Genomic DNA, 8692 nt, shown 5'->3' with positions numbered 1-8692 from the left:
GCGATCCTTCGAGGTGTTGGACCGCGACGGCAAGTTGCTGCGTGCCTTCGCAACACCGGATGGCCGCTGGCGGCTCGACACCAAGGCGGCCGAAGTCGATCCGCAGTTCCTGCGGATGCTGGTCGCCTATGAGGACCAACGTTTTTACGACCATCACGGTATCGATCCCTGGGCCTTGCTGCGTTCCGCGTGGCAACTGGTGAGCAACGGCCGGATCGTATCCGGCGCCTCGACGCTTTCCATGCAGGTGGCGAGGCTGGTCGAGCCGCGCGCCGATCGCTCCTTCTCGGCAAAGCTTCTTCAGTCCGTGCGGGCTATTCAAATCGAACGGCGGCTCAGCAAGGCGGATATCCTCGATCTTTATCTGAATATCGCGCCCTATGGCGGCAATCTCGAAGGCATACGCGCGGCCAGCCTCGCCTGGTTCGGCAAGGAGCCGGGAAGGCTCGACACGGCCGAGGCAGCCCTTCTGGTCGCCCTGCCGCAATTGCCAGAAAGGCGTCGCCCGGACAGGTATCCCGAGGCGGCGAGACAGGCACGGGAACGGGTCTTGCAGAGGCTTGCCGTCGAACGTGTCGTGGGTGAGGGCGAAGCGGAACGGGCGACGCTTGCGGGCGTTCCGACCAGCCGGCGCGATCTGCCGGCGCTAGCACCGCACATGGCTGCTGCCGCGCGTGCGAAATTCCCCAATGCTGCGGAAATACGCTCGACTCTGAAGCTTTCGATCCAGCGGGAACTGGAAGGCGTGGCGCGCCATGCAGCAGGAAAAATCGGCGATAAGGTATCCGTCGCCATCGTCATGGCCGACGCAGAGAGCGGGGATATTCTGGCGGAGGTCGGCTCGGCGGATTATCTCGATACCGCGAGGAGGGGTTTCGTGGAGATGAGCCGCGCGGTGCGCTCGCCCGGATCGACCCTCAAGCCATTCATTTATGGCCTCGCCTTTGAGGATGGCCTGATCGGTCAGGAGACCATCATCGAGGATCGCCCGGCTGATTTTTCCGGTTACCGGCCGCGCAATTTCGACATGCATTATCAGGGCGATGTCAGCATCAGGCAGGCGCTGCAACTGTCGCTCAACGTGCCCGCCGTGAAATTGCTCGACGCGGTGAGCCCATCGGCGCTGATGGTGCGGTTCCGGCGGTCTGGCGTCACACTCGCGTTGCCTGCCAACGAAGCACCCGGGCTCGCCATTGCTCTCGGAGGCGCCGGTATTTCGCTTGTCGATCTTGTCCAGCTTTATGCCGGGCTAACAGGTGGCGAGGGTCCCGTACGCCTCGGTGATGGCGTCCGCTCCGCCCCGGAACGACTGGAAGGCGACCGATTGTTTTCCGATGCCGCAATCTGGAACGTTTCGGACATCCTGTCCGGCGTGCTGCCGCCGCTCGGCATGAAACAGCGCGGCATCGCCTACAAGACCGGCACTAGCTACGGTTACCGCGACGCCTGGTCGATCGGGTATGACGGGCGGCACGTGGTCGGCGTCTGGGTCGGCCGCGCCGATAACGGCGCCGTGCCGGGTATTGCCGGTTACGCGACGGCGGCTCCCATCCTCTTCGAGGCCTTTGAAAAATCGGGCGTGGCCATCACGCCAATGCCGGCAGCACCCTCCGGCGTCGCGCGCGTGAGCGTGGCCGACCTTCCGGCAAACCAGCGGCGTTTCACGACGACGGCAAACGGCCTGCTTTCGGCTTCAAGACGTGAAAGCGCCCCGCGCATCGTTTATCCGCCCGAGGGCGCGCGTGTGGAGCTTTCCGGCCAGTCGGGCATCTCGCCACTGGTGCTGAAGCTCCAGGGCGGGCGTGCACCCTTCCGCTGGCTCGCCAACGGTTTGCCTCTGCCGGATGCATCCCACCGTCGCAGCAGTGAATGGCGCCCGGAAGGGCAGGGGTTTTCCACACTCACGGTGATTGACGCCGATGGCCGTGCGTCGAGTGTCCGGATTTTCGTCGAATAACGACGGCGCGTCCAAGTCAACAACGGCCGCCGAGGGCTCCTGTAAGACAGGCCTTGTGACCGTCTCGTCGACCAAGTGCGGCAAGCCGGTCAACCGCGGGGAGATGAGTGGTCCAATCCTATTGAGCCACATCGAACGAATGGCGGTCGATCCGCTCCTGAAGTGAAGCCACAACCGCTTGCAGAAACTCCCGGCGTCTTTGATTGGTCGTTGCCGCCAGCGTCACCTGCAACCGGCTGCTGATCCTGTTCAGGAAGCCAACATGGTTGAAGCTGTCGGCGGCTATATTCACCTCCACCTCGTCCATGTAATGCGCCAGATGCGGTTCCAGCGCGAGATTTGCATCCGTCTGGTAGCAGGCAGCCATCTGTTCTCCAAGCGTGGACATCTGCACATATGGACCATATTCGTCGATCATCAAATCTCCCTCGTCTCGCGCGACCCACTTCGACAGGCGCCTCGTCGTCACTGATAGGAAATAGGAAGCGATTGCGGGCTTTCAACGTTCCCTTACGAAGCTTTGAACTTTCTGTGTTCTAGGAGGAACCGCTATTATGTCGGTCGATCTGATATTTGCCAATTGCAGGCGGCAGGCTGGCAAAGAATACGCACCACTTCTCGCGCCCGGACCAGCTGTCTGCTGGTCGCTGTCCGATTATGTCATTGATTTTAAATAATTTTCAGGAAATGGTGTCCACGAGAGGATTCGAACCTCCGACCCCAGGATTCATACCGCTTCGGCTTTCGCCGCCGCCCTGCCTTGTTGGGAAGGGCGTTCGTGGTCTGGACTGTCCCTTCACCATGGGCCGTGAGGCCTTTAGGTGCTGCCCATCCAGTCTCTACACCTTCACCGGATTTCTCCGGAGCTTGGCTCGGGATTGGCATGCTGGAAGACCAGCGAAGCTTTCCCCGACTTTGAGCAGATCGATTGCGTCGTTTCCGGACGCAACCCCCAATTTGTCTTAGGAATCCTGTGCTCTATCCTGCTGAGCTACGTGGACACTGAATTGCTCTTTAACCTGACCCAGCCGGCGGATCAACCGCGTTCTTCATCGCGGTTGATCTCGTCCTCCGCTTTCTTCGCGTTGGCCTGACATCAGCTCGTCAGGCGCTGTTCTGCAAGTTTCACCCAATAGGAGATGCCGTAGGCGATGGCTTCGTCGTTGAAGTCATAACCCGGATTGTGGAGCCCGGCCGAATCGCCATTGCCAATAAAGATGAAGCAGCCGGGCCTTTCCTTCAGCATGAAGGAGAAATCCTCTCCTGCCATGGAGGGATCGACATCGGGGTCTACATTCGGTTCGCCAACCACATCGCGGGCCACACGGATAGCGTGGTCGGTTTCAGCGGCGTGGTTGAAGGTCACCGGGCAATAGCGCTCATAGACGACTTCGGCTTCTGCGCCATTGGCAAGCGCAATGCCTTCCGCCATCTGCTTGATACGTTCCTGGGCGAGATCGCGCACTGTCTCATCGAGGCTGCGCACGGTGCCGGCGATCAGCGCCTCGTTGGGAATGATGTTGTGGCTGGAGCCGGCCTGAAAGCGCGTGACCGAGACGACAACGGAGCGGATCGGATCGGCATTGCGTGAGGCGATCATTTGCAGGTTGCCTACGATCTGCGCGCCGATGGTGATGGGGTCGATCGTGCGATGCGGCTGGGCCGCATGGCCGCCTCGGCCCTTGACCGTGATTGAGAACTTGTCCGGTGCTGCCATGATGCCGCCCTTGCGGATGGCGAAGGCGCCAAGCGGAATGCCCGGCATATTGTGCATTCCGTAAACTTCGTCGATGCCGAAACGCTCCATCAAGCCGTCTTCGACCATGGCGAGCGCGCCGGCGCCGCCTTCTTCCGCTGGCTGGAAAATGACAGCGATCGAGCCCGCGAAATTTCGGGTCTCGGTGAGGTACTTCGCCGCGCCGAGAAGCATCGCGGTGTGGCCGTCATGGCCGCAGGCGTGCATGGCGCCGGGCGTTTTCGATGCCCAGGCTTTGCCGGTTTCCTCGACTATGGGCAGCGCGTCCATATCCGCGCGGAAGCCGATGGTGCGATTGCCTGGAAGATTGCCCCTGATGATGCCGACGACGCCGGTGCGGCCGAGACCGGTCACGATTTCGTCAACGCCGAAAGATTTCAGCTTCTCCGCGACGAAGGCCGCGGTGTTGTCGACATCATACAAAATCTCTGGATTTTCATGCAGGTGATGCCGCCATTCGCTGACTTCCTGCTGGAGTTCGGCGGCTCTGTTCAAAATCGGCATTCGTTCATTCCTGGGTTCATCGGTGCGGCGTTTTGTAAAACTCCATCCTCCGTGGTGGATAGTGCGCCGCATAATTGACGTAATCAATGTACTTTGCCATTGCTAGGACATATATGGTGAATATTGCCATTCCCCGACTGAAGACGGGAATTCGAGGACTAGCCTTGCCACAGACTTTCAAATCGCCAATCGCCGCCCGCCGGCTTTCCGCAGCCATTGCCATCATCACCGCCGGTGTCGTCGCCGCGGCCCCGGTGGCCAATGCCAATCCGAAAATGGTGGTTGATGTCAAAACCGGCAAGGTGATCTCGCACCAGGAAGCCTTCCGCAAATGGTATCCGGCCTCGCTGACCAAGCTGATGACCGCCTATATCGCCTTTTCGCAGATGAAGGCTGGCAAGATCAGCCCGCAGACCGAAGTGGTGATGAGCAAGAAGGCCGCCGACCAGCCCGCCTCCAAGATGTATTTCAAGCCCGGCCAGAAACTGACGATGGACAGCGCGCTGAAGCTGCTGCTGATCAAGTCCGCCAACGATATTGCAGTCGCGATTGCGGAGACCATCGGCGGCAACACGGATAATTTCGTGGCGCAGATGAATGCGCAGGCGCAGCGCCTCGGTATGAATTCCACGCATTACGTGAACCCCAATGGTCTGCCAGGGAAGGGCCAGTACACGACGGCCCGCGACCTCGCGCTGCTGGCGCTGATCATCAAGCGGGAATTTCCCGAATATGCGCATTATTTCTCGCTTGAGGGCGTCACCACCGGCAAAAAGAATTACGCCAATTTCAATATGCTGGTTGGCCGCTTCGATGGCGCGGATGGCATGAAGACCGGCTTTATCTGCGCTTCCGGGTTCAACCAGGTGGCATCGGCCGTGCGCAATGGCCGCTCGATCATCACTGTGGTGCTGGGTGCCGATAGTCTCGCGGGTCGAACCGACCAGTCGGCCGATCTTCTGCAGATGGGCCTGACGTCTCCTTCCGGTCAGGGTGTCTCGCTCGCCTCGCTTGCCCCTTATGGCGATACCGCAGAGGTCAACGATATCAGCGCCGAAATATGCAACCCGAAGGCGGCCAAAATCCGCAGTGAGGGACGCGACGATGCCGGCCGCATGGTCATCCATTCGCCCTATGTGCAGGAAATGACCCGCCCGCCGGAATATTCCTTTGCCGGTCTTATACCGGGCAGCGAGACGGTCGCGGTTAATGCGCCCAAGGGCGCGGCCGCAAAGGGCCAATTGGCGAATGTGCCGATCCCGATCCCGCGCCCCACATTCTGACGGACAGGCGAAGGTGCCGGGAGAGGTCTCCCGGCCGCCTGCCATTTGGCTATTCGCAGATCGATCATGTTATGATATTACAGTGGCGCTCGCGGCTTCCAGCCTCGGGCGATTTGTTTTAGCTTCATGCCGTTGCGGGTTTTACGTCCTGAACTGACTTCCCCAAAGCGGCAATCAACATACAGGCCAGACATGTCTCGCGATCGTATCCCGGTTTCCATTATCACCGGATTTCTCGGCGCCGGAAAATCGACTCTGCTCAATCGGCTCCTCAAGGATCCTGACATGAGCGACGCAGCGATCATCATCAATGAATTCGGCGATGTCAGCATCGATCACATGCTGGTCGAAAGCGCGGGCGAGGGCATTATAGAACTGGCGGAAGGGTGCCTTTGTTGCACCGTGCGCGGCGAACTGGTGGACACGCTGGCGGAACTGATGGACGGTATCCAGACCGGCAAGCTGAAGCCGGTGAAGCGCGTGGTCATCGAAACGACCGGCCTTGCCGATCCCGCTCCCGTCATGCAGTCGGTCATGGGTAACCCGGTCATTGCGCAGAATTTCGTGCTGGTTGGCATGGTCACTGTGGTGGATGCCGTGAATGGCCTCTCCACACTCGACAATCATCAGGAAGCCGTGAAACAGGTGGCTGTGGCCGATCGTCTTGTGGTGACGAAACGAGCGCTCGCCGATGACGCCACGATTGCGGCATTGACTGCCCGCCTAGAGGCGCTCAATCCGCGCGCGATCATCGAGGACGGTGACAAAACCGACTGGAGCGCAGCTTATCTGCTCAATAACGGCCTTTACGATGCCGGCAATAAAACTGCCGATGTCAGCCGTTGGTTAGGCGAAGAGGCGCTGCACGATCACCACCACCATGATCATGCACATGATCACCATCACGGCGACCACGATGATCACCACCACCACCATGACCACGACGTGAACCGCCACGATGCATCCATTCGTTCCTTTTCGATCATACACGACGAGCCGATAAGCCCAATGGCCATCGACATGTTTGTGGATTTGCTGCGCTCGGCGCATGGTGAAAAGCTTCTGCGCATGAAGGCCATCGTAAAGCTCACGGACAATCCGGACAGGCCGTTGGTGCTCCATGGCGTGCAGACGATTTTTCACGCGCCGGAGCGTCTTTCCGCCTGGCCGGACCCCGCTGATCAGCGCACGCGCATGGTGCTGATTACGAAGGATTTGCCGGAGGCTTTCGTAAAGGACCTCTTCGCTGCCTTCACCAGCGCGCCGGGTATTGACCGCCCGGACAGGCAGGCGCTGACGGATAATCCTTTGGCGGTTTCTGGGTTGAAGTTTTGAAGTAGTATGGAATGGCGGCCGGGCCGGGGTGTGGCTTACCCCCCTCTGTCCTGCCGGACATCTCCCCCTCAAGGGGGGAGATCGACAAGGGGCCTGCTCCGAATACTCTTTTCCGCATCGACGATCGCAGCGAGCATACTGGCGAGGGAACGAGCGGCCACAGCGACTGATCTCCCCCCTTGAGGGGGAGATGTCCGGCAGGACAGAGGGGGGTGAACCACCGGCGACACCGTCAAACGTCGGTTTTCCCACCCTTCATAATCCGAAACCGATGGCCGTTATCCAGCGCCGTCGTCTCCACCAGACGATGCCCATCCTCATTGCACATATGTGTAATATCGATCACCGCCAAAGGATCGGTCGTCTCGACGGTGAGAACATCCCCCGTCTTCAGCGTTGCAAGTTTCTTGCGGCTTCTCAAAACCGGAAGGGGGCATTTAAGCCCCCTCAAATCATAGACGATATCGCTTGTTGCGGTCATTCCTTAGCCCAGAACTTCCAGAATGGCTTTTTCTCCGGTGCTTCCGGCGCCGGGGCTGCGGAATAGGCAAGCGGGTTCATGGCTGGCACCGGAACGCTCTGGGCAGCAGCGCCAGTCTGGCCTGCTGCAGGCGTAGCCGAGGCAACCATTGTGGGGGCAACTGGTGCCGGGTTCGATTGCGGCGCCGTGGCCGGCTGGTTAGCCGAAGGGCGAGGGCCACGCAGCGCCGAGGCGGTTGCGGTGGTCGCTGGCGAAGACGATGTCACCTGCTGCGCCTTCTTCTCCATCAGCGCGGCATATTCCGTTTCCTTCATCAGCTTGCCGGCCTTCAGCGCGGAGCCGGTCGGGGCATAGGCGGGTTCGCGGCCCTTGCGCTTTTCGGCCACCAGCGCCTTGCGCTCGGCTTCGCTCGGGTCGTACCAGGCCATGCCTTCATATTTCTTCATCGCCTTTTCATAGGCGAGATCGTAAGTCTTCTCATAGCTCGAAAGCGCGCTGACGAGTGCGGGCGGCGTGCTCATGGGCGGGCACTGGGCCGACGCGTTGAAGCTGCCACCTTCCGCCTGCTGGTTGAAGACATATTTCTTCTCGCAGACATTCACTTCCGGCGGACGTTTGGTGACTTCGAAATTGTCGTAGCCGACCTTCAGCATCTTCCAGAATTCGAGGTGCTCGCTCTTGCGATGACGGGCCATGTTTTCCGCCGTCATGCGGAAAGGAAATGCCTGCAGCTGAACTGTCTTCTGGCCGCCCTTGAAGGCATCGCGGGCAAAACCGTAGATTTCAAGAATCTGCGCATCCGTCATCGAGTAACAGCCTGATGATGAGCAGGCGCCATGGATCATCAGGTTGGTGCCGTTGCGGCCATTGGCAGCATCGTAGCGGTTCGGGAAGCCGGTATTGATGGCGAGGTAATATTTCGAATTCGGATTGAGATGGGCTGGCGTCAGGTTGTAGAAACCTTCCGGCGCCTGCCGGTCGCCTTCCTTGACCTTGGGGCCGAGTTTTCCCGACCATGCGCAGATTTGATATTCGGCAATCTTGTCGAAACGGTTATCGCGCTTGGCCTTCCAGATTTCCAGCGCACCTTCTTCCTTGAAGATACGGATCATGATCGGCGACGTGCGGTCCATGCCCTTCTTGTCGATCTCGGCCAGAATGGACGGAGACAGCGGGTAATCAACCTTGTTCTTGATGTGCGACACATCACGTTCGACGGTTTCGAGTGTATCGTTACAACCGGCGAGAACGAGCGCGGTACAGGCAAGAAGTGCAAAATGTGTCAAACGCATGATCTGATCCGAAAGACGATGGCACGAAGTGGCGGCAGTTCTATACCGTTCCGTGTGCAATTTAAATACGGTATTAACCGTTTA

The 8692-nt window shown here is 59.4% G+C and carries 7 protein-coding genes; 3 read left to right on the top strand and 4 right to left on the bottom strand.

The annotated features are described in order from the left end of the window. On the top strand, nt 1-1957 hold a 1957-nt coding region (gene pbpC / locus DOU54_RS24765; protein WP_286079956.1), incomplete at its 5' end, for a penicillin-binding protein 1C. 118 nt (nt 1958-2075) lie between these two features. On the opposite strand, the gene DOU54_RS24760 is transcribed toward pbpC, so the two are convergent. Both DOU54_RS24760 and DOU54_RS24750 read right to left on the bottom strand, forming a co-directional pair. Next, nucleotides 2076-2375 (bottom strand): hypothetical protein, encoded by a 300-nt coding sequence (locus DOU54_RS24760; RefSeq protein WP_004445697.1) that lies wholly within the window; start codon nt 2373-2375, stop codon nt 2076-2078. 678 nt (nt 2376-3053) lie between these two features. Continuing rightward, entirely contained in the window at nt 3054-4217 is a 1164-nt protein-coding gene (locus tag DOU54_RS24750; protein WP_004445691.1) for a M20 aminoacylase family protein, read from the bottom strand. 164 nt (nt 4218-4381) lie between these two features. Between DOU54_RS24750 and DOU54_RS24745 the strand changes: the two genes are divergently transcribed. Further along, nucleotides 4382-5500 (top strand): D-alanyl-D-alanine carboxypeptidase family protein, encoded by a 1119-nt coding sequence (locus DOU54_RS24745; protein ID WP_168246997.1) that lies wholly within the window; start codon nt 4382-4384, stop codon nt 5498-5500. A 192-nt stretch (nt 5501-5692) separates the two neighbouring features. Then, nucleotides 5693-6835, top strand: coding sequence for a CobW family GTP-binding protein (locus DOU54_RS24740; RefSeq protein ID WP_044459151.1), 1143 nt, complete (start codon nt 5693-5695; stop codon nt 6833-6835). Nucleotides 6836-7067: 232 nt separating this feature from the next. Here the strand turns inward: DOU54_RS24740 and DOU54_RS24730 are convergent, their stop codons facing one another. Continuing rightward, nucleotides 7068-7316, bottom strand: a complete 249-nt coding sequence (locus DOU54_RS24730) for a sulfurtransferase TusA family protein (protein WP_113731996.1) — start codon at nt 7314-7316, stop codon at nt 7068-7070. Further along, on the bottom strand, nt 7313-8608 hold the full coding sequence (locus DOU54_RS24725) for a L,D-transpeptidase family protein (RefSeq protein ID WP_113731995.1): 1296 nt from the start codon (nt 8606-8608) through the stop codon (nt 7313-7315). The genes DOU54_RS24730 and DOU54_RS24725 overlap by 4 nt, the downstream gene beginning before the upstream one ends. Nucleotides 8609-8692 lie beyond the last annotated feature (84 nt).

This window comes from Agrobacterium sp. MS2 (assembly GCF_003261015.1).
Classification (GTDB): Bacteria; Pseudomonadota; Alphaproteobacteria; order Rhizobiales; family Rhizobiaceae; genus Agrobacterium; species Agrobacterium pusense.
Note: the sequence above shows the minus strand (reverse complement) of the source record. Positions and strands in the feature narration are given on the sequence as shown.